Source organism: Saccharothrix sp. NRRL B-16314, from assembly GCF_000716595.1.
GTDB lineage: Bacteria > Actinomycetota > Actinomycetes > Mycobacteriales > Pseudonocardiaceae > Actinosynnema.
This window is the reverse complement of the sequence record NZ_JNXC01000021.1, coordinates 110,839-130,429: the sequence shown is the minus strand read 5'-3', so window position 1 is coordinate 130,429 and position 19,591 is coordinate 110,839. Positions and strand designations below refer to the sequence as shown.

Below are 19,591 nucleotides of genomic sequence, written 5' to 3'. Positions count from 1 at the left end.
TCAGCGCACCGGACGGGTCGGCGGTTCCGGCCGGTCGATCATCCTCGTGACCGGGCCTTCCTTGCTCAGCCCGGCCTGCGACAGCCAGCTGCTCAGCTCGTTGCGGATCGCGCCGAGCGTCGGCCGCTTGGCCGGGTCGGCGTCCAGCGCGCTGGCGAGCAGCCGGGAGTGGGCGCTGTGCTGGGGCAGCTTCACGCACGGCTCGCCCTGCGCGGCGGCCATCAGCGACGAGATCGGGTTCTCCCGCGACCCGCGCGGCGGCTGGCCGGTGAGGGCGTAGCTGACCGTGGCGGCCAGCTGCCAGCCGTCCGACGCCGGGCTCGCCGCCTCGCCGCGCGCGGTTTCCGGCGCGAGGAAGTCGGGCGTGCCGACCATCATCCCGGTGGCGGTGAGCGTGCTGTCGCCCTTCGACCGGGCGATGCCGAAGTCGATCAGGTGCGCGGTGCCCTGGGTGTCCACGATGACGTTGGACGGCTTCACGTCCCGGTGCAGGACGCCCTGCTCGTGCGCGGCGGCCAGCGCGTCGGCCATGTTCACCCAGAGCCGGGCGGCGAGCGTGTCGGCGAGCATCCCGCTCTTGAGCACCACGTCGGACAGCGGCTGACCGTCGATGTACTCCATGATGATCGCCAGGCCGTCCGGGTCCTGGACGATGTCGAACACGCGCACGCAGTTCGGGTGCCGCACGGCGGCCAGAGCGCGCGCTTCACGCACCATGCGCTGCTCGGTCTCGTTGTCCGGGGCGTGCGCGAGCTTCACCGCGACCGTGCGGGCCAACTGCTCGTCCACGGCCAGCCACACGGTGCCGAACCCGCCGCGTCCGAGCTGGCGGATCCGCCGGAACCGACCGCCGGCCGGGTTCCACACCGTGCCGGAGTCCGAGGCGGACTTCGGCACACCGGCGGACCCGCCGGTGCCCGGCCCGCCCCCAGTGCCTCCCGCACCGGCGGCTCCCGGACCGAACGGCAGCGGGCCGGGGGTGTCGGCGAGCGGCGCGGGCGTGTCCACCCGGGTCGGCTTGGGCGCTTCCACGGGCACGTCGGCGACCCGCGTCGGCGGGTAGTGCCGCTGCGGCGGGGTCGGCCGGTAGGGCGGGATCGGCTGGTACTGCGGGATCTGCGCGGGCTGGTAGGGCGGCGGCTTCTCCACCTTGTAGGGCGGCGGCTGGTGCGGCTGCCCTTGCTGCGGCTGGTGTGGCTGCCCCTGCTGCGGCTGGTGCTGCTGCTGGTGGGGCTTGGGGGACGGCTGCTGCGGCGGCGGCGTTCTCGACACCGCGGGTTGCGGGCTCGGGTTCCCGCGATCGCGACCGGGGCGGTTCAGCATGGCGGTAGTCAACCCGAAAACCCGCACGACGAGGGAGCCCAGCAACGAGATCGGGAAGAACCCGAGCAGCAGGTGTCCCACGAGCGTGACCGGCAGGGCGGACGTGGACAGCAGCAGGACCACGAACGGCGGCCAGAACACCCGGCGCGGCCAGCTCGGGCCGAGCCGGAAAGCCGAACCCGCCTGGAGCATCACGAACAGCAGGCAGAGCAGCGCCAGGGCCGCCGTCGCACCGGCCGCGATCACGTACTCCACGCGCCGGCCACTGATCGCCTCGACGAACGACGGCGCGACGACCAGGTAGTCGAACTGGCTGAACGCCAGGCACGGCGTGGAGTCCAGCGTCTCCATCCCCGTCACCGCGCGGGCTCTGAGCAGTTTGAACGTGGCCGTGAACGCCATCCACGGCAGCACCAGCGTGCTGACCACGCCCAACACGGCGAAGATCGCGCCGGTGACCGGGCCGTAGGAGTTGCCGACCACCCGCCGGACGGTGATCGCCAGCAGCGCGGCGACCGTCGGCAGCACGCCGATCAGGGCGCCGAACGCGGTCGCCGTCCACGCCCAGTCACCGGGGCAGAGGGGCACGCCCGACCAGCCGTGCAGCCACGCCAGCAGCGACTCGGCCAGCTCCACGACCCGCACCACCCCTTCTCGTCGCCTCTCAGGGTACGGGTGCGGGCCACGCCGACAGCGCCGTCCGGGCAACGTCGCACAGTTCGGCCCGCGTGGCGCCGTCCCGGGCGAGCGACGACATGCCCCGGGCGGTGGCCGCGACGAACACGGCCAGCCGGTGCGCGTCCGTGCCGGCCGGGAGCGCACCCGTGTCGACATCGTGCCGGATCTTGGCCTCGACCGCCCGCATCGCCTGGTCGCGCAACTCGTGCAACTCGGGGGCGCTGAGGACCAGGCACCCCCTGGGCCGGCCGGGGGTCGTGTACTCGACGGCGGCTTCGGTCAGCATCCGCTCGACGGCCTGGCGCGCGGTGGGCTCCTCGTCGAGGGCTCGCGAGGCGAACCTGCCGTAGGTCGCCTGGTAGCGGTCGACGGCTCCGGTGAAGAGCGCGCGCTTGTCGCCGAACGCGGCGTAGAGGCTCGGCGGGTTGACGCCGGTGGCTTCGGTGAGGCCCGCGACGGACGTCGCCTGGTAGCCGTCGCGCCAGAACGCGCGCGTGATCTGGTCCAGCACCTCGTCCCGGTCGAACCCCCGCTTGCGACCCACCACGGCACCCATTTTATAACGTCCACTACAGTTCCCGTTCTGTAGTGGACGTTACAGATTGGGGTGCAGGTGAAGACGGCTTTGGTGACGGGAGCGAGTCGCGGGATCGGGCGGGCGATCGCCCTGCGGCTGGCGGCGGACGGGATGCGGGTCGTCGTGCACTACGCACGGGACGACGCCGCAGCCGCCTCGGTGGTGGAGGAGGCCGGCGGCGGCGCGTTCGCGGTGCGGGCGTCGTTGCCCGACGACCTCGACGCGCTGGTGGCGGCGCTGCCGCCGTTGGACGTGCTGGTGAACAACGCCGCGATCGCGCTGCCGGCGCCGATCGAGGACGTGGCGCCCGAGGCGTTCGACGAGGTGTTCGCGGTGAACGTGCGGGCGCCGTTCTTCCTGGTGCAGCGCACGCTGCCGCTGTTCCGGGACGGTGGGCGGATCGTGAACATCTCGTCGGGGGCGACGCGGATCGCCATGCCGACGGGGATCGCGTACTCGATGACGAAGGGCGCCCTGGACACGTTCACGCGCACGCTGGCTCTACACCTCGGCCCACGGGGGATCACGGTGAACACCGTTGCGCCGGGCGTGGTGGACACCGACCAGAACGCGTCGTGGCTACGGGGGAACCCGGACGCGGAGGCGGCGATGGCGGCGCGCTCGGCGTTGGGGCGGATCGGTGCCGCCGCCGACATCGCCGACGTGGTCTCGTTCGTGGCGTCCGACGCCGCGCGCTGGATGACGGGCGCGTGGCTCGACGCGACCGGCGGCGCCCACTTGTGACGCGACGAGGTCCGGCTCGCTGTGCACGAGCCGGACCTCCGCGCGTGTGCGCCCGCCGCTAGCCACTCACACGCGCTGCCACAGGGCCGGCACCGCCGGCGGGTCCCAGCCAGGTTGGGACGTGTGCCCCTGCAAGCACCTGTACCCGACGCCGCCGTACGTCACGAGGGAGCCGGTCGCGTACGCGACGCCTGGCTGCCAGGTCGTCTGACCCGGGTCCGTCGTGGTCGTCGTGGGCGACGTGGTGCTGGTCGGGGGCGTGCCGCCGCTGACGACCAACCGGAGGCCGTAGACCTGGAGGATCTCGTTGACCGGCTGGAAGTAGATCGTCCCGCCGGACGTGCAGTTCCCGGAGCCGCCGGAGGTGACGCCCTGCGCCTGGTCACCGGTCAGCCACGAGCCGCCGGAGTCGCCGGGTTCGGCGCAGGCGTTCGTGCGGGTCAGACCGGTGATCGTGCCTTCGGGGTAGGTCACGGAGGCGTTCTTCTGCTGGATGGTGCCGCAGCGCCAGCCCGTCGTGGAGCCGGAGCGGCAGACCGAGGCGCCCACCGGCGCCTCGGTGGAGCCCGCCACCGGCACCGTGCCGGGGTAGCGGTTGACCAGCGGACGGCCCGTGTTGCCGGCGGCCGTGCGGACCCAGGCGTAGTCGTTGCCGGGGAAGCTCGACCCGGCGAACGTGCCGCTGGGCTGGGTGGTGGACGCGCCCGTCCGGCCGCAGTGCCCGGCCGTGACGAAGCCGCCGTCCACCGCGAACCCGACCGAACAGCGCGAGCCGCTGCCGATGTAGTAGGCGTTGCCGCCGATCACGTCGATCAGCGGCCGTGGCCGCTCGGCGGACCGCTCGATCCGCACGTCCTCCTCGCCCAGGCCGCTGGCCCGCGCGAACGCCTTCGCGTCGGCGACGTCCCGGGCGAGGACGACCACGGCGTTGGTGGGCGTGTCGACGTACCAGCCGGGCACCGACTTCGGTGCGCTGCGGGCGTTCCGGTCGAGCTTGACCTTGAGCGCGTCCAGGTCGGCGAGGGAACGGCCGACCACCTCCGGCCGCGCGCCCGCCGCCTCGACGGCCTGGATCTGCGACGCGGTGGTGACGCCGACGACCAGTTCGGTGCCGTCGGCGTTCATCCAGGCACCCGCGAAGTCCGGGCCGAGGCGCGTCTTGAGGGTGCTCTCGGTCCGGGCCGCGGTGGCCTCCCGGTCGATGCGGGCGCGTGCCTGCTCCGTGGTCAGGTTCAGGTCGCGCGCCAGGGCGGCGACCATGCCGCCGTTCGCGGTCAGGGTCGGCGGCGGGTCTGCGGTCGCGGTGGTGGTGAGCGCTGCTGCCAGACCGGCGGCGCCCAGAAGCGCCACGGCGGCAGCGGCGACGGTGCGTCGAGTCATCCGCTTGTCTCCTTGCAGGGGTGGTGACACGGGATGCGGGGCCGTGGCACCGACGCTAGGCGTCAGGAGAGCCGGGCGGATATGCCAGTCGAGTCATAACGCGGTGTTATGGTCTAGTCCACTCGTGATCTTGGACCGCCCGCGCGGACGCCTTCAGCAGACGCAGAACTCGTTGCCCTCCGGGTCGGCCATGACGACGTGGTGCTCCGGGTGCTCACCGACCACGCGACCGCCCGCCTCCACCAACCGGGCCACCTTGGCCTGGATCGTCGGCCAGCGGTCCTCTCGGGACGCCTCCAGGCTCACCCGCACGTCCAGGTGGAGGCGGATCTTCTCCGTCTTCGGCTCCTTCACCTGTTGCAGGAACAGCTTCGGGCCGACGCCCGCCGGGTCGTGCAGCCAGGCGCCGTCGTCCTGGTCGTCGTCGGGGTCGTCGAACTGCGCCGCCCACTCCGCCCTCGTCGTGAACGGCGGGGGCGGCGGTTCCTCCTCGTAGCCCAGGGCGAGCTTCCAGAACTCGGCGAGCTCGGTCGGGTGGTGGCAGTCGAGGGCCAAGCCGATGGTGTGTGCCATGGCGCCGACCGTAGCCGCGGGGTACGACAATTTCCGGTCGGACGCGTCAGAGCAGGCTCAGCTGGGTCCCCTTGCGCTTGCGGCGCGGCTGCGCGTCGCCGAGCTGGTCGTACGCCTTGAGCGCGGTGAGGAACGGGGACCGGGGTCGCCCGGTCGTGTGGCTGAGGAACAGGTGTCGCTGCGCCCTGGTCATGCCCACGAAGAGCAGGCGGCGTTCCTCGTCCACGGCGTCCTGGTCGTCCGCGCCCGGCCACCGCATCGGCAGCAGGCCGTCCGCGCACCCGACGATGAACACGACCGGGAATTCCAGGCCCTTGGACGCGTGCAGGGTGAGCAGGGAGATCCGGTCCGCCCTCGGGTCCCAGGTGTCGACCTCGACGCCCAGCGCGAGCGCGGTGTGGAAGCGCTCGAAATCGCTGTCGCAGGTGGCGGCCAGGGGTTTCAGCAGTTCGTACGCGGTGTGGTCTTCCCCCGCGACGGCACGCACGCGTTCCAGCACCGTGTCGCCGGACGCGTACTTGAGGTCGTTCGCGATCCGCGCCACGCCGGGGCGGTCGGCCAGGCGGTCGTGCGAGCGCTTCTGGAACGGCAGACCGGACTCGGTCAGCGCGTCGACCAGCGCCCGTGACTGCCGGTCCATCCGGTACAGCACCGCGAAGTCCGAGAAACCGAGGCCCTGCGTGCCGTCGGACACCACGCGCCCGCTGTCGAGCGCGTGGAACGACGCGCCGCCCAGCACCTGCTCGATGGTCCGCGCCACGAAAGCCGCTTCCGCCGACTCCGACGACGCGTGGTGCACGCCGATCGCCGCGGAACCGTGGTCCACCATGGGGCGCAGCTCCCGTCCCGGGACGAGGGACGACGGCGCGATCACCTCCAGCGCACCCGTCACGACGGCGGACGACGACCGGTAGTTCCTGGTCAGGTGCACGGTCCGGGCCGCGGGGAAGTCCTCCTGGAACCGCAGGAAGAAGCCGACGTCCGCGCCCCGGAACCGGTAGATCGCCTGGTCCGGGTCACCGATCGCGGTCAGGTTGCCGTCCGCCGGCGTGAGCAGCTTGAGCAGCCGGTACTGCTGCTCGTCGACGTCCTGGTACTCGTCCACGGACACCCAGCGCCACCGCGAGCGGTACGCGGCGACGAGGTCGGGCGAGTCCTCCAACAGCGCCAGCGGCAAGGAGATCAGGTCCTCGAAGTCCACCAGGTCGAGTGCCCGCAACGCTTTCTTGTACCGCTCGTCGCCGGACTCGACCAGCGCCCGCGCCTCCTTGGCGTCCGCGACGACGGTCAGCGCCACCTCCACCTGCCGGTCGGGGTCCGCGACGCCGAACGACGCCGACAATCCCGCTGACGAGTGGTGTTCACGCAGGATCAGCACCCCGAGCGAGTGGAACGTCGCGATCGTCAGGTCGCCGACGACGTCGGGTGCGAGCAGCGCCAGGCGTTCGGCCATCTCCTCCGCGGCACGGCGGGTGAACGTGATCGCCAGGCACTCGGCGGCCGGTACGCCCCGCGACGTGACCAGGTCCGCGATCCGGTGCGTCAACGTCCGCGTCTTGCCCGTGCCCGGCCCGGCGATGATCAGCAACGGCCCGCCGTCCACCTCGGCCGCCGCCCGCTGCTCCGGGTCCAGCCCGTCCAGCAGCGATCCCGTGACCACGGCCGGAACCACGGGCTCGGGCGTCGCGGGCTCGACGGGCACGGGCCGTGGACGCTCCACAGTGGACTTCACGGGCGCGGTGTAGTCGAACAGCGAGAACGCCGACCGCCGCCGCTCCAGCTCCCCCGGCTCGAACACCCGGATCACGCCGTACTCGCCGTCGTACCCCGAGTCGCGCACCACCTCGCCGCGGCGCAGCCGGCCCACCGCCTCGCCCAGCAACGTCGAGTGCACCGCGATGTCGTCCACCGGGACGTCCTGAAGGATCACCAGCTCCGGCCCCATCGCCGACGTCAGCCGGTCGACCTCCGCCTGCACCTTCTTGCTCTTCGGCCCGGTGCCGACGATCTCGCCCACGATCTCCGGCAGCGGCACCAGGCTGGTGAACCCGGCGGCGCCGGTCGGTGGCGAACCGGGCTCCCGGTCGGCCAGTTCCTCCACCCGGCTGAGCACGCCGACCGTCAGCGGCTTGCGGCACTCGGGGCAGACCCCCTGGTGCGCCAGCGTTTCCCGCGGTTCCATCCGGACGCCGCACTTGCGGTGACCGTCGACGTGGTACTTGCCCTCCTCGGGGAAGAACTCGAGGGAGCCGGCGAACCCGTCGCCCGTCTCCAGGGCGTGTCGCACCGAGTAGTAGTCCAGGTCGGTGTCGAACACCGTCGCCTCACGTCCCAGCGCGGGCGGCGAGTGCGCGTCGGAGTTGCTGACCAGGCGGTACTTGTCGAGCCCCGACACGCGCCAGTTCATCGCGGGGTCGGACGACAGGCCGGTCTCCACGGCGAAGATGTGGGACGCGAGGTCGACGTAGCAGTCGTCGATGGCGTCGAACCCGGACTTCGACCCGAGCACCGCGAACCACGGCGTCCAGACGTGCGCGGGCACGAGGTAACCGCCGCACTCCAGCGTGATCTCCAGCAGGTCGCGCGAGTCCAGCCCGAGGATCGGCCGCCCGTCGGACCCGATGTTGCCGATCTTGGCCAGCCGGGTGTTGAAGCGGGCCGCCGACTGGAGGTCCGGCATGTAGACGAGGTGGTGCACCTTGCGCGTCCGGTCGCCGCGCTTGTAGATGGTGGAGATCTCCACCGACAGCATGAACCGCACCGGTGTCGTCGCCAGTGACGGCGGCAGCCGGCGGTCGATGTCGCGGTCCAGGTCCTCGCGCAGCCGGAACAGGCCCGGTGAGTCCTCGACCAGGTTCCCGGTCAGGTGGTCGTACCAGGCGGGGTGGGTGAAGTCGCCGGTGCCGACCAGCGAGATCCCCTTGCGCCGGGCCCACCAGGTCAGGTGTTCGAGGTCGCAGTCGCGGCTGCAGGCCCGGGAGTACTTGGAGTGGATGTGGAGATCCGCCACAAAGCGCACCGGCCGGATCGTAGTGAGTGATCAACACCGCACCCGCACTGGCCCGTCGCGGCGCTCTCGTCGACCACCTCGCACAGGTCCGCGGACCCGAGGGACCTTCGCCGAGATCGGGGTGGTGCCCGCCTCCGGTCGTTAAGATCGGCAGCTTGCCAAGGGGGTACCCATGACGACGCAGATCCCGGCCGCCGCGCCGCCGTCGGCCGGTGGTTCGACCGGGTTACAACGATCCCGTCTTTCACGGTGGACCGGGCCGCGCACGCCCGCGCAGCTGCGGCGCATCGGCGTGGTGTTGACGCTCGCAGGCCTGGTCACCGCCGTGATCAGCCTGGTCGGCGGCACCTCGCGGGTCGGCGCGATCGACGACGCCGGCCACCGCGACGCGTCGTTGGCGCAAGCCGCGGGCGAGATCTACCGGGCGCTCGCGGACGCCGACGCGATGGCCACCAGCGGCTACGTCTCGTCCGGCCAGGAGCCGCCCGCGATCCGCACCCGCTACGACGCCGACATCACCCTCGCCGGCAGGCGGCTCGCGGAGGCGTCCCGGCTGATCACGCCGGACGACCCGGCCGCGAAGCCGCTGGACACCATGATCACCGGGCTGCCCGCCTACACCGGGCTGATCGAGACGGCGCGCACGTACAACCGGCAGGGGCTGCCGCTCGGCCAGTCGTACCTGTCGCAGGCGTCCTCGCAGATGCGCACCGAACTGCTGCCCGCGGCCCAGTCCTTGCGCCACAGCGAGGTGAGCGCGCTGAACGCCGACTACCAGCGGGCCAGCGCGCTGCCGGTCGCGGTCGTGGTGTTCGGGCTGGCGCTGCTGCTCATCGCCCTCGACTTCTCCCGCAAGGAGTTCCGGCGGACCCGCCGCAGGCTGAACGTCGGCGTCGCCGCCGCGATCGTCGCGGTCGCGTCCGGGCTGCTGTGGTGGGTGGCGGCCACGGTGTCCGCCGACACCGCCCTGGCCGACGCCAACGAGGCCGGCAACGCCGCGACCGCGCTCGACGAAGCCGGCACGCTCGTCCTGCAGGCCCGCAGCAACGAGAGCCTCGTGCTGGTCGCCCGCAGCGGTGGCAGCGCGTCCGACGACGGTTTCACCGACCAGATCGACCGGTTGCTGGCCGATGGCGGACCGCTGGCCGTCGCCGCGGACAACGGGGTGGACGTCGCCGACATCCGCACGGCGACCGCCACCTGGGTCGAAGCGCACAAGAACCTGCGCGCGGCCGACGACGAGGGCCGCTACGCCGACGCCGTGCAGGCCGCCGTCGGTACCGACACGGCCGGCTCGGGTTCCGCCTTCACCGCGCTGGACAAGGCCGTCCGCGACGCTGGTGACACCGCGCGGGCCCGGCTGTCCGCCGCGACCGGTGACGCGCGCGACGCGACGACGTTGCTCGGGTTCGGCCCGGCGGTGCTGTTCGCGTTGGCGGCTGTCGGGTTCGCGATCGGGATCGCACGCCGGGTGGAGGAGTACCGATGACCGGTCCCGTGAAGGCCAAGGTCGACGTCCGGCGGCCGGTGGTCGTCCTCGCCGTCGCGGCGGTGTTGTCGCTGGGCAGCACCGCCTTGCCTCCCTTGTACGGCACCGATTCCGTGGCCGTGACCACCGCGGACGCGGGCACCAAGGCGCCGCCGGGGAAGCAAGGCGAGTGCAACACCATCAAGGACAGCCTGCGGCCGGTCGGCTCGTTGCCGCCGCCCGGCGCCATGCCGTCCGGCTCGACCATGGCGAAGATCCAGGAACGCGGCCGGCTGATCGCGGGCGTCGACCAGGGCAAGTACCTGCTCGGTTACCGCAACCCGCAGACCGGGCAGCTCGAAGGCGCCGACATCGACATCGTCCGCATGATCGCCGCGGCGATCCTCGGCGATCCGGACAAGGTCCAGTACGTCGTGCGCGACGTCGCCGACCGGGCGCTCCTGCTCGAGCAGGGCCAGGTCGACGTCGTGGTCAACACGTTCAGCGCGACCTGCGACCGGCAGCGCACGGTGGAGTTCTCCACCGGCTACTACAACGCGACGCAGCGACTGCTGGTCCCGGCGAAGTCCGGTGTGGAGGGGATCGAGCAGCTGGCGGGCAAGAAGGTCTGCACGTCGATCGGCTCCACCACCGAGGTCGTGCTGCGCAAGCCCGAGCACGCGGTGGACGTGGTGACGCTGGCGGGCATCCCCCACTGCATGGTGGCGTTGCAGCAGGGCAAGGTCGACGCGGTGTCCAGCGACGACGGCATCCTCGCCGGGATGGCCGCGCAGGACCCGCAGACGAAGGTCGTCGGCCGGCCACTGGCCAACGCCTACTACGGCGTCGGGATGCAGCCCGGCCAGCCGGACCTGGTGCGCTTCGTCAACCAGCTGCTCGAACGCGACCGCGCCAACGGCAGCCTCGCCGCGAGCGCCCGGAAGTGGCTGGGCGCCCAGCTGAACCCGGTGCCGCCGATCCCGCAGGCCACCTACCGCGACTAGGAACCGCGGGCGGCGATTCGGGTTCTCCCCCGGATCGCCGCCGACGACCTAGGTCCGCTCCAGGGTGATCACGGTCCACGCACCGAGCCGGATCGGCGCACCGGCCGGGACCTCGACCGGGGTGTTGGGCTCGATCACGTCGGTCGTGTCACCGACCGAGGTGCCGTTGGTCGAGCCGAGGTCGACGACGTCCCAGCCGCCGTCGGAGCGGGCCACCAGCACGGCGTGCTGCGCGGACACCCCCGGGTCCAGCGGCGGGCCACCGAGGTCGATCTCCGGGTTGGTACCGCGCGAGCGGCTTCGCCTGCCGATCGCGACCTGCTCGCGGTCCAGCTCGAAGCGGCGTTCCGGGCAGTAGAGCGGGAAGTCCATCTCCGCCGCCTCCGAACCCTCACGCCGGCGGACCTCGTCGAACCAGGCGCGGTCGGCCCGCACCACGGCCGTCCAGAGCGACTGCGCCGCCTCGACCGCGGCGGGAGGTGCCGGAGGCGCGGGCAGGTCGTTGTCGTACCCGCACTCCTCGCAGAACCTGCCCTCCCTCAGCACCCCGCAGCCGACGCAGGTCATCACTCCGGCCGACGGTGCCGCAGGTGCCGACGGCACAGTTGCCGGCTCCTCCGGTTCCTCCGGCAGCGGTGACGGGGCGGCCCCGAGCACGAGCCCGCACACGTCGCAGTAGTCGGTGGCCGTCGAATCGTGCCCGGCCGCGCACACCGGCACGGCTCAGCCCTCGCCGCGGATCCGGCTGGTCCGCCGCGATCGGATGTCCAGCTCCATCTCGGCCTCGTTGGAGACCTTGCTCTTCAACCGGACGGTGCCGGTCGCGGCGTCGTCCACGTCGACCACCTTCGCCAACATGTCGAGCTTCTCCCGGTCGCCCGCCGCGGTGGCCAGCGCGACCGCGCGACCGAGACGCGCGGTGGCCGTGCGCTCGTCGCCGTCCCGACGGGCGGCGAGCCCGTGCTCGACCGCGTCCGCGTACTCCGACTGCCCGGTGTAGTGCGCGACCTTCCTGCTGACCTTGGCCGACAACGCGTCGTCATCGGTCCACACGGCCCGGATCAGGCCCTGCGCGAGGGTTTCCGCGGACCCGCCGCGGACCACCATCGCCCGGCAGGCGAGCATCTCCGCGCCGACCGCCTGCGTGAGCACCTCGACGCACACGTGGTACTCGCGGCTCTCCGCGCCCCACGCGCCGAGCGGGTAGTCGCCGTGCAACGGCCCCGTCTGCACCCGCTTCGCGGTCAGGTCCTCGACCTCCGGCGCGACCTGCTTGACGAACTTGACCTGCGCGCCCTTCGGCGTCCACAGCCGCAACGACACGTCCGCGACCCGCTTGCCCATCGCGGAGTTCATGATCGCGTGGAAGTCGGCGGCCAGGTTCTCCGGGTTCGCCACGATGTCCACCGTGCCCAGCAGCGCGGACGCGATCTTGCGCACCTCCGCGACCTTCCAGTCGGTGCCGATGCCGCGGCAGTCGCAGCTGAACACGCCGACGCACTCCTCGATGGCCTGCTCCAGCACACCGCGGCCGTCGCCGTTCTCGCCGTCGGTGAGCAGCAGCGCGTGCCGGATCGCCCCGGGGTGCTGCTCGGCGATCTGCCGCGCGAGAGTCAGCCAGTTGGAGAACGCGGTGCCCCCGCTCGCGGAGAGCTTGCGCACCGCCGCGACGGCCTCGGCCCTGGTCCCGGCGTCGGCTCGCACCGCGCCGCGCTTCGGGTAGACCTGCCGGGCACTGGTCGCGCCGGAGATCACGGCGAACAGCACGCCGTCGCGCAGCTGCTCGATCGCGACCGCGGTGGCCGTGCGCGCCGAGGCGATCCGGTCGCCCTGCATCGACCCGGAGGTGTCGATGATCAGCATTTCCAGCGCCTCGGTGGCCACCGCCGGGGTGGCGTCACCGGTGGCGGTCACCGACACGACCGCGTCCACCCTCGTGGCACCCACCGAAAGGTAGGCGTTCTGGTCCACGGTGACGGCGAACTCTGCTTCTGCACTCATACCCGTACTCCTCCCAGAGGGATGACGACGACGCTGATGTTGTCCCGGCCGCCGGCGGCCAGTGCGACCTCGGTGAGCCGGTTGGCGACGGCCAGCGGTGTCGCCCCATCCCCCGCACCCGCCGCGAACTCGCCGATCCGCTCGGCCTCGGGCACCTCGTTCCACAGACCGTCCGAGCAGACGAGCAGGGTGCCTTCGCCGTTGTGGGGCACGGAGATCACGTCGGGATCGGGCCGCATGTCCGGGCCCAGCCAGCGGGTGATCGTGTGCGCGCGGCGGTCGGCGAACGCGACCGCCTCGTCCATGAGCCCTTCCGCGACGACCTCGGCGGCCCACGAGTGGTCGCGGGTGAGCAGGCGGCTGGCCGGGCCGTCGAGCCAGTACGCCCGGCTGTCGCCGACCCAGCCGACGGTCACCTCGCCGTCGGCGACGTAGGCGGCCACGAGCGTGCAGGACGGTCCGTCCGGCGAGGGGTTCGAACCGTCCAAAGTGGCCACAGCCGTACCCGCCGCCGCCACCGCCGCGCGGACGCGGGCGACCGGTTCCACCGGCGCGTCCCCACCGAGCAGCACGGCCAGCGCCGCGTCGGACGCCGCCCGTGCCGCGCGTTCGGGTTCCCTCGTGGTGGACACTCCGTCGCACACCACAGCGGCGGTGGTGCCGTCGAGCAGGCGGGCGAGCGCGATCGCGTCCTCGTTGCGGTGGTGCACCCGGCCCCGGTCGCTGACCCCGGCCAAGGCGCCGAGGTCGATGGTCGTCCGGTCGGCCGGGTCCGGCAGGCGCAACCCGCACTCGTCGCAGTACTCGGTCGTGGCTCCGCTCACCGCGCCGCACGCCGGGCACTTCCGCGCGACGTCCTTCACGGCGGTCTCGGCGGAGGTGCTGCCCTGGCGCAGCAACGGATTGCCGCACGCCTCGCAGAACCGATCACCCTGCCCGACCGGTTCGTCGCACGCCGGGCAACTGGCGGACTGTTCGTTCACACCCATGACACCGGTCGGACGTCGTTGGCCAGGTCGACCAGGTCGACCCTGGTGGCTTCGTCGGTGGCCAGCCGGGCACCCGCCCGCAGCTCGGTCTCCAACGCGGCCCGTATGCCGCGCTCGGTCCAGGCACTGCCGAGCAGCGGTGGTCGAGCAGCGGCGGACCCCATGACCAGCGGTAACGCGGCCCTGAACACCGATGCGCGGACCTCGTGCCCCGTGGTCCGGTCCAGGGTGAGCCTGCCGACCCGGTCGGCCGCCGCACGCAGCACGCCCTCGTCGACCGAACCGCCGATCATCACCTTCACCGCGACCGTCTGCGCGGTCACGTACTGGCTCGACGTCTGTGCGACCGTGTCCAGCGCGGCCAGCGCCACCGCCGGCCGACCGGCGCGCAACGCCACCCGCGCCTGGCCGAACGCCGCGTCGGCGATGTCCGGATTCGGCCGGTTGACCTGCAGGTAGTAACGGCCGGCCACCGCGTCGTCGCCGGCGCACTCCGCTGCGGCGGCCAGCGCCAGCTTCGGCGCGGACTCACCGGGCAGCTTCGCGAGCACCGTGTCGAACGCGGTGGCCGCGGCCTGCGCGTCCCCTGCGGTCAAGGCCGCCACCCCGGTGAACCAGTCACAGCGCCAGTCACCGGGCAGGTCGGTTCGCAGGCGCCGCAGCTCTTCACTGGCCGAACCGACGTCGCCGACTTCCAGGTGCGCGCGGACCACCCGGAACCGCAGCTCGACGCTGGGCGTCGGGGTGACCGCCGCGAGGCGCAGGATCTCCTCCGGCGCCGCCGACGACACCGTGGCGAGCAGCCCGGCCGCCGGGTCGTTCGTGTCCACGAGCGGAACCGACAACGTTCGGGCGACCACCACCGGATGGGGGCGGCCGGGGTTGCCCACGTCGCCCAGCAGGCCGATGCCGAACACCGACGGCGACGGACCGAACAACGTGGACACACCGGGGCGCGCTTTGCCGTCCTCGGCGGCGAGCACCTCCCGCAGCACGCCGTTCAGCTGGTCGGCCATCTCCTCGGCGGAGGCGAAGCGCCGCATCGGATCGGGGTCGGTGGCGCGCAGCAGCAGCCGGTGGAACGACTCGTGCTCGGCGAGCAGCCGTTCGGTCGCCGGGTCGGGCAACGGCACCGGCCGGCCGCCGCGCAACGGCGACGTGCCCAGCGCCATCACCATGAGCGTGCGGCCGACGGTGTGGATGTCGGCGGCCGGTGACGGCCCCCCGGACTCGAAGTCCGGTGCCTGGTAGCCGGGCGTGCCGTACCAGTCGAAGCCGTCGGCGTTCTCGAACGGCACGACCGCGCCCATGTCGATCAGCTTGAGCCGGCGTTCGTACTGGATCACGTTGTCCGGCTTGAGGTCGCAGTAGGCGAGACCCTGGCCGTGCAGGTAGCCGAGCGCGGGCAGGATCTCCAAACCGTAGGAGATGACCTGGGGCAGTGGCAGCGGAGCGAGGCGGCGGCCGACGGCAGTGCCGCTGTCCTCGACGAGCTTGCGCAGCGACGAGCCGCCGACGTACTCCATCACGATGTAGCCGACGGGTTTGCCGTCGTCGTCGGGGTGCTCCACGAAGTTGTGGATCATGACGATGTTCGGGTGGTTCACCTCGGCCAGGAACCGCCGCTCGGCCTCGGCTGCCGCGCGGGCGGCCGGGTCGTCGATGTCGAGCAGTCCCTTGAGCACTACCCACCGGTCGTTGACGTTGCGGTCGGTGGCGAGGTAGATCCAACCGAGCCCGCCGTGCGCGAGGCAGCCCTGCACGAGGTACTGGCCGCCGACGAGCGTTCCCTCGGTGAGCGACGGCACGAAGTTGAACGGGGTGCCGTCCTTCGGGCAGAAACCGCGCAGCCGTCCGGGTTTCCCGTCCTTGCCGCGGCCGACGGGCTGGTCGCACTTGCTGCAGTACCGCTTGCTCTCGGCGACCTGGGGGTCCTTGAGGATGGCCGCGACGGGGTCGACCACGGGCACCGGGGGGACGTCGACGAGCCCGGCGCCGAGACCGCCGCCACGCCCGGAAGTGGCATGCGTGGTGGAGGTGGCGCCGGTCCGACGCGACGCCCGGCCGCTGAGCTTGCCGGAGGAGGACGAGGCGGCGGTCTCCGAGCGGGCGGGGGCCGCACCGGCCATCCCACACGTATCGCAATAACCGCCGTCAATCTCACCGCCACAACCCGGCTGCGAACACCCCCCACCCGACACCGGCCCCGACTGCGGCACAGGCGCAGTCACAGGCGCACTCACCGACACCGCACCAGCCATCCCACACGTATCGCAATAACCGCCGTCGATCTCACCGCCACAACCCGGCTGCGCGCAACGATCCTTCTGGCTCATGCCGACCTGCCTCCGGTGTCCGTGCCGGGCTCGACGAGCAGCCGGCGGAAGTCCCCCAAGTCCCTGGTGGCGGCGGCGAGATCGGACGGCCGCCGCCACAACGTCGCCTTGATCCGCTCGGCGACGGCCATCACCGCGGCGTCCTCGGCCAACCCCAGCCGAACAGCTCGGGCCCGGTAGGCGCCGAATCGTCCGCGCAGTTCCTCGCGCCGCTCCAACAACCCCGTGGCCAGCTGACGCGCCGCGCGCAGTTCCGCGTCGGCGGCTGCGAGATCACGCCGCACCTCGACCGCCCCCGCGTCGCGCTTGGCCCAGCCCAGGCCGTCCAGCCGCGCTATCGCGGCCTGCAGTTGCGGTGCCCGGTCGGCCGGCAGGGCGGGTAGTCCGGCGACGACCCGCTCGGCGGCAGCCGCGTAGTCGTCGGCGGTGGCCACCCGCAGGTCGGCGAGCGCCCGCGTGGAATCGACGAGTTCGGTCCGCACCTGCTCCCAGCGTTCCCGCAGCACCAGCATCCGGTCGACCCGCGCGCGTTCCTCGGCGAACTCGGCGGTGAGCCGGGCCAGGGTGTCGTCGAGCGACCGGTCGGCCAACGCGAGCGGGTCGTTGCCCGCGAGCTGTTCGATCTCGCGGACTCGCCGCACCACCGGCGCCGGCTCTAGTTCGAGCACCGCGGAGTCTTCGGCGAGTTTTCGCGCCTGCTCCAGCAGCGGCCCGAAAGTCTTGAGGGTGGTGGAATTCAGCTCGTCGCACCGCACGGCCAGCTCGCTGACCTGCCGGTACCCGTCGTGCATCCGGGCTGTCAACGCCGCGAGGGTGATCGACTCGATCTGCTCGGCGGCCCCGGTCAACCCGCGCTCAGGCAGCGGAACGGCCCGCCGGGACACCTCGACGGACGGTTCGACGAGCAGTCGTCGCAGTTCGGCGACCTCGGCCGGCCCTGGTTTGGAGCGCCGTCCCCGCACCCGTTCGGCCTCGTCGAGCACCGCGCGGTAGGTGTCGAAGTCCCGCCACAGGCCCGCGAAGGTGACCTCGGCCGCGGCCCACCTCTCGGCGGTGATCCCCGAGGACAGGGTGGAGGTGAAGAGCCGGTGCCCCGGGTGCCCGTCGAGTTCGACGAGCGCGTTGGCCATGGCGGTCGCGTCGACCTGGTGCCGGTCGAGGGCCCTGGCTAACTCACCAGCTTCGTTGTCCGTCAACGCACTTCCGTTCGACCGATCCTGTCCGACCATCCGCGTCAACGACTTCGTGACCGTCGTCGCAGAGTATCCGAACCGGCGTCCCCAAGGACCTTTTCGCGCCGGCCGGGTCCGACAGCCGCGCATGCGAAAAGGGGCGGGAACCGGCTTACCGGTTCCCGCCCCGAGGTGTTCGCACACCTTGACTCTGGTGGAGCTGCGGGGACCTTACTACAACACAAACGCGCAGGTAGAAGCCTTGGAGGCTCTGCTCCGGAGGCTGCCCGACCCCACCGGTCGACCGGTCCAAACCCGGACGGGCACGACAGCTCGACGCCGACCAGGTCCAGGAACTCATCGCCGGGTACCAGCCTGGAGCGACGGTGTACGAGTTGGGCACCCGATTCGGCGACGAACGGCGGACAGTCAGCAACATCCTCCGACATGAAGTCTCGATGCGGCGGCGCGGGCTGTCGCCGGAGCAGGTCGACGACGCTGTCCGCTTCTACAACCTCGGCTGGTCCCTCGCGCGAGTCGACGGACACCTGTGCGTCGACCCCACCACCGTGGTGAGCAAACTGCGGGAGCGCGGCATCCCCACACGAGACATACACGGGCAGCCTCGATCTTGAACGGATCGGTTGCTAAGCCACGCGGTTCGCCTGAGACGGCGGTCCGCTGGTGTCGAAGGTGACCCTCACGGCCACCTCGGAGAGCGGCCATTCGAAGACCGCGACCGCGTCCTGCGCGGTCCTCGGGCGGTGCGTCAGCGGCGGCCACCTCCTTGCCCCGCATACGCAGCGGAAGGCAGCCACGTTGCACTGAACGGTCCATCGCTCATCACCCGATCGGGCGACTTCTTTCGTGTAATGGACGGCCACGGTCCGCGACCAAACAGGAAAGCGTCCGTCACCCGTCTACCGCAGGGAGACACGCGATGATCACCAAAGCAGCAGCAGGCGTGCTGGCCGTCCTCGTGCTCGCCGCAGGCTGCAACCACGACCCGATCCCGCCGAACCCGTCGACGGCGGTGACGCCGGGCACGACGACCACGGTTGGGCAGGACCGGACGCCCACGGTGAGGCCGACCACTCCCTCGCCCTCGATCACCCTTTCGCTGCCCTCAAAGTCCTCCTGCCCGCCGGACCACGCAACCGCCGTGCCCCTCATCCCGGAGACCCAGGCGGAGGTTCGCCTCCTCCCCACTCTGACGATGTGCACCAACGGCGGTGGTACCTCGACCTTGCTCCTCAACGACGACGACTCAGCAGTCTGGATCGTCGACCAGCCGACCGGACTCCGGTGGACCGAGCAGCACTACGACCTCGTGGTCGCGACGTTCCGCGCGGCGACCTCACAGGTGGCGCTGACCGGACTGCCGCTCGAACCGGGTCAGCAGATGCGGGTCGCGGTCCCTCCGGGGAGCGTGCACCTGGCCCTCGACCCGCGGGTACAGGCCGGTTGGCAGGCGCTGACGCTCGTCTCCGACACGGTCAAGGACAAGGCGCTGGACCGGCTCCAGTCGTACCTCGCCAACGGGTCCTCCGTGCGCAACGCCGCGCTCGCCTGCTTCCGTGCCGGCTACAACGTGGGCGACGAACTCCCCGGAATCATCGAGGACTCCGAACTGGCGAACCGGATCGAGAATGGCATGGGCCTCCTCGGCGACACGACCGAGTGCGTCCAGGCGATCCGGGTGGCAGGGCAGGACACACCGATCACCGTCGAGGCCGTGCGCACGACCACGCGGGTTTCTTCCTGGCCCACCAAGACCAACCGCGTCTTGAGTGCCGCCAAGCTCTTCCTTCGCGTGGGAATCCGCCGGTGACGCCTCACACCGGGCCGCGGCGGTTGCGTTTGCGCCTGTCTGGAAGCGGGTGGTGGCGTCCCAGCTCCTCTAGCAGCGCCGACATGCGGCGGGTCATCGTGCGTTGGTGATGCCCAACGCACGCATGATCGCCGCGTCCTTCATGCCAGCCGCCAGCAGGGCGAGTATCTCGCGTTCGCGGTGGGTTCCGCGCCGCGCGGTGTCGATCGGGGTCGCCTTCTCCAGCTGGTTCGGGAGGTGGTCGTGGGCCGTCGTCGGGAGGTAGGTGTTCGTCCGGCCGTTGTCGATGGGGCACGGCAACTCGACGCCAACCATGTCCAAAAACCCATCGCCCTCGCGCGTCTACTTTGGCGCCCCGGCAGGGTACGCAAATTCGCCTTTCCTTCCTACGGTATGCAGCCGTTCGTGTTCAAACAGTAATCCGCTCGATCGGGCGGTTTACTCCTCAGTCACACCGTCCACCAGGGCAAACCCGCCGTGACTCGACGAGATTCGGGTCGGTTCG

15 protein-coding genes and 1 pseudogene are annotated in these 19,591 nt (G+C 71.7%); 5 read left to right on the top strand and 11 right to left on the bottom strand.

Annotated elements, in window-relative coordinates; genetic code table 11:
- Entirely contained in the window at positions 1-1,971 is a 1,971-nt protein-coding gene (locus tag OQ02_RS26130) for a serine/threonine-protein kinase (RefSeq protein WP_081915954.1), read from the bottom strand.
- A 16-nt stretch (positions 1,972-1,987) separates the two neighbouring features.
- The gene (locus tag OQ02_RS26125; RefSeq protein WP_033441216.1) at positions 1,988-2,557 is read right to left on the bottom strand and encodes a TetR/AcrR family transcriptional regulator; all 570 of its coding nucleotides are present in this window, start codon (positions 2,555-2,557) and stop codon (positions 1,988-1,990) included.
- Between the two features lie 72 nt (positions 2,558-2,629).
- On the opposite strand from OQ02_RS26125, the gene OQ02_RS26120 reads away from it, so the two are divergent.
- Positions 2,630-3,322 (top strand): SDR family NAD(P)-dependent oxidoreductase, encoded by a 693-nt coding sequence (locus OQ02_RS26120; RefSeq protein ID WP_081915966.1) that lies wholly within the window; start codon positions 2,630-2,632, stop codon positions 3,320-3,322.
- A gap of 66 nt (positions 3,323-3,388) precedes the next feature.
- Here the strand turns inward: OQ02_RS26120 and OQ02_RS26115 are convergent, their stop codons facing one another.
- From OQ02_RS26115 to OQ02_RS26105, 3 genes are all read right to left on the bottom strand, one after another.
- Positions 3,389-4,702 (bottom strand): alpha-lytic protease prodomain-containing protein, encoded by a 1,314-nt coding sequence (locus OQ02_RS26115; RefSeq protein ID WP_033441214.1) that lies wholly within the window; start codon positions 4,700-4,702, stop codon positions 3,389-3,391.
- Positions 4,703-4,855: 153 nt separating this feature from the next.
- Positions 4,856-5,275 (bottom strand): VOC family protein, encoded by a 420-nt coding sequence (locus OQ02_RS26110; protein WP_033441213.1) that lies wholly within the window; start codon positions 5,273-5,275, stop codon positions 4,856-4,858.
- Positions 5,276-5,321: 46 nt separating this feature from the next.
- Positions 5,322-8,294: a UvrD-helicase domain-containing protein gene (locus tag OQ02_RS26105; RefSeq protein ID WP_033441212.1), complete on the bottom strand. Its 2,973-nt coding sequence runs from the start codon at positions 8,292-8,294 to the stop codon at positions 5,322-5,324.
- 163 nt (positions 8,295-8,457) lie between these two features.
- Here OQ02_RS26105 and OQ02_RS26100 point away from each other — a divergent pair, with 163 nt between their 5' ends.
- Both OQ02_RS26100 and OQ02_RS26095 read left to right on the top strand, forming a co-directional pair.
- Complete coding sequence (locus tag OQ02_RS26100; protein WP_051772815.1) at positions 8,458-9,774, top strand: hypothetical protein; 1,317 nt, start codon at positions 8,458-8,460, stop codon at positions 9,772-9,774.
- Positions 9,771-10,757: a glutamate ABC transporter substrate-binding protein gene (locus OQ02_RS26095; RefSeq protein WP_033441211.1), complete on the top strand. Its 987-nt coding sequence runs from the start codon at positions 9,771-9,773 to the stop codon at positions 10,755-10,757. Before OQ02_RS26100 ends, OQ02_RS26095 begins: the two co-directional genes overlap by 4 nt.
- A 48-nt stretch (positions 10,758-10,805) precedes the next feature.
- On the opposite strand, the gene OQ02_RS26090 is transcribed toward OQ02_RS26095, so the two are convergent.
- The 5 genes from OQ02_RS26090 to OQ02_RS26070 form a co-directional block, all read right to left on the bottom strand.
- Complete coding sequence (locus OQ02_RS26090) at positions 10,806-11,477, bottom strand: FHA domain-containing protein (RefSeq protein WP_033441210.1); 672 nt, start codon at positions 11,475-11,477, stop codon at positions 10,806-10,808.
- Positions 11,478-11,480: 3 nt separating this feature from the next.
- Positions 11,481-12,758: a VWA domain-containing protein gene (locus tag OQ02_RS26085; protein ID WP_033441209.1), complete on the bottom strand. Its 1,278-nt coding sequence runs from the start codon at positions 12,756-12,758 to the stop codon at positions 11,481-11,483.
- Complete coding sequence (locus tag OQ02_RS26080; protein WP_197043499.1) at positions 12,755-13,741, bottom strand: PP2C family serine/threonine-protein phosphatase; 987 nt, start codon at positions 13,739-13,741, stop codon at positions 12,755-12,757. The genes OQ02_RS26085 and OQ02_RS26080 overlap by 4 nt, the downstream gene beginning before the upstream one ends.
- A complete protein-coding gene (locus OQ02_RS26075; RefSeq protein ID WP_197043498.1) occupies positions 13,738-15,876 on the bottom strand; it encodes a serine/threonine-protein kinase in 2,139 nt (712 codons plus the stop codon). The genes OQ02_RS26080 and OQ02_RS26075 overlap by 4 nt, the downstream gene beginning before the upstream one ends.
- A 203-nt stretch (positions 15,877-16,079) precedes the next feature.
- Positions 16,080-17,279: a hypothetical protein gene (locus OQ02_RS26070; RefSeq protein ID WP_156077323.1), complete on the bottom strand. Its 1,200-nt coding sequence runs from the start codon at positions 17,277-17,279 to the stop codon at positions 16,080-16,082.
- 190 nt (positions 17,280-17,469) lie between these two features.
- Here OQ02_RS26070 and OQ02_RS47250 point away from each other — a divergent pair.
- Positions 17,470-17,890, top strand: a pseudogene (locus OQ02_RS47250) (hypothetical protein).
- 305 nt (positions 17,891-18,195) lie between these two features.
- Positions 18,196-19,086 (top strand): hypothetical protein, encoded by an 891-nt coding sequence (locus OQ02_RS26055; protein ID WP_156077322.1) that lies wholly within the window; start codon positions 18,196-18,198, stop codon positions 19,084-19,086.
- A 93-nt stretch (positions 19,087-19,179) separates the two neighbouring features.
- On the opposite strand, the gene OQ02_RS26050 is transcribed toward OQ02_RS26055, so the two are convergent.
- Positions 19,180-19,401, bottom strand: coding sequence for a response regulator transcription factor (locus tag OQ02_RS26050; RefSeq protein ID WP_033441202.1), 222 nt, complete (start codon positions 19,399-19,401; stop codon positions 19,180-19,182).
- Between the last annotated feature and the right edge of the window lie 190 nt (positions 19,402-19,591).

What these genes read in the sequence shown, in the direction of transcription:
- OQ02_RS26125 (WP_033441216.1), bottom strand. Translation starts at nt 2,557, where the DNA reads ATGGGTGCCGTGGTGGGTCGCAAGCGGGGGTTCGACCGGGACGAGGTG.
- OQ02_RS26115 (WP_033441214.1), bottom strand. Translation starts at nt 4,702, where the DNA reads ATGACTCGACGCACCGTCGCCGCTGCCGCCGTGGCGCTTCTGGGCGCC.
- OQ02_RS26110 (WP_033441213.1), bottom strand. Translation starts at nt 5,275, where the DNA reads ATGGCACACACCATCGGCTTGGCCCTCGACTGCCACCACCCGACCGAG.
- OQ02_RS26100 (WP_051772815.1), top strand. Translation starts at nt 8,458, where the DNA reads ATGACGACGCAGATCCCGGCCGCCGCGCCGCCGTCGGCCGGTGGTTCG.
- OQ02_RS26095 (WP_033441211.1), top strand. Translation starts at nt 9,771, where the DNA reads ATGACCGGTCCCGTGAAGGCCAAGGTCGACGTCCGGCGGCCGGTGGTC.
- OQ02_RS26085 (WP_033441209.1), bottom strand. Translation starts at nt 12,758, where the DNA reads ATGAGTGCAGAAGCAGAGTTCGCCGTCACCGTGGACCAGAACGCCTAC.
- OQ02_RS26075 (WP_197043498.1), bottom strand. Translation starts at nt 15,876, where the DNA reads ATGGCCGGTGCGGCCCCCGCCCGCTCGGAGACCGCCGCCTCGTCCTCC.
- OQ02_RS26055 (WP_156077322.1), top strand. Translation starts at nt 18,196, where the DNA reads ATGATCACCAAAGCAGCAGCAGGCGTGCTGGCCGTCCTCGTGCTCGCC.
- OQ02_RS26050 (WP_033441202.1), bottom strand. Translation starts at nt 19,401, where the DNA reads ATGGTTGGCGTCGAGTTGCCGTGCCCCATCGACAACGGCCGGACGAAC.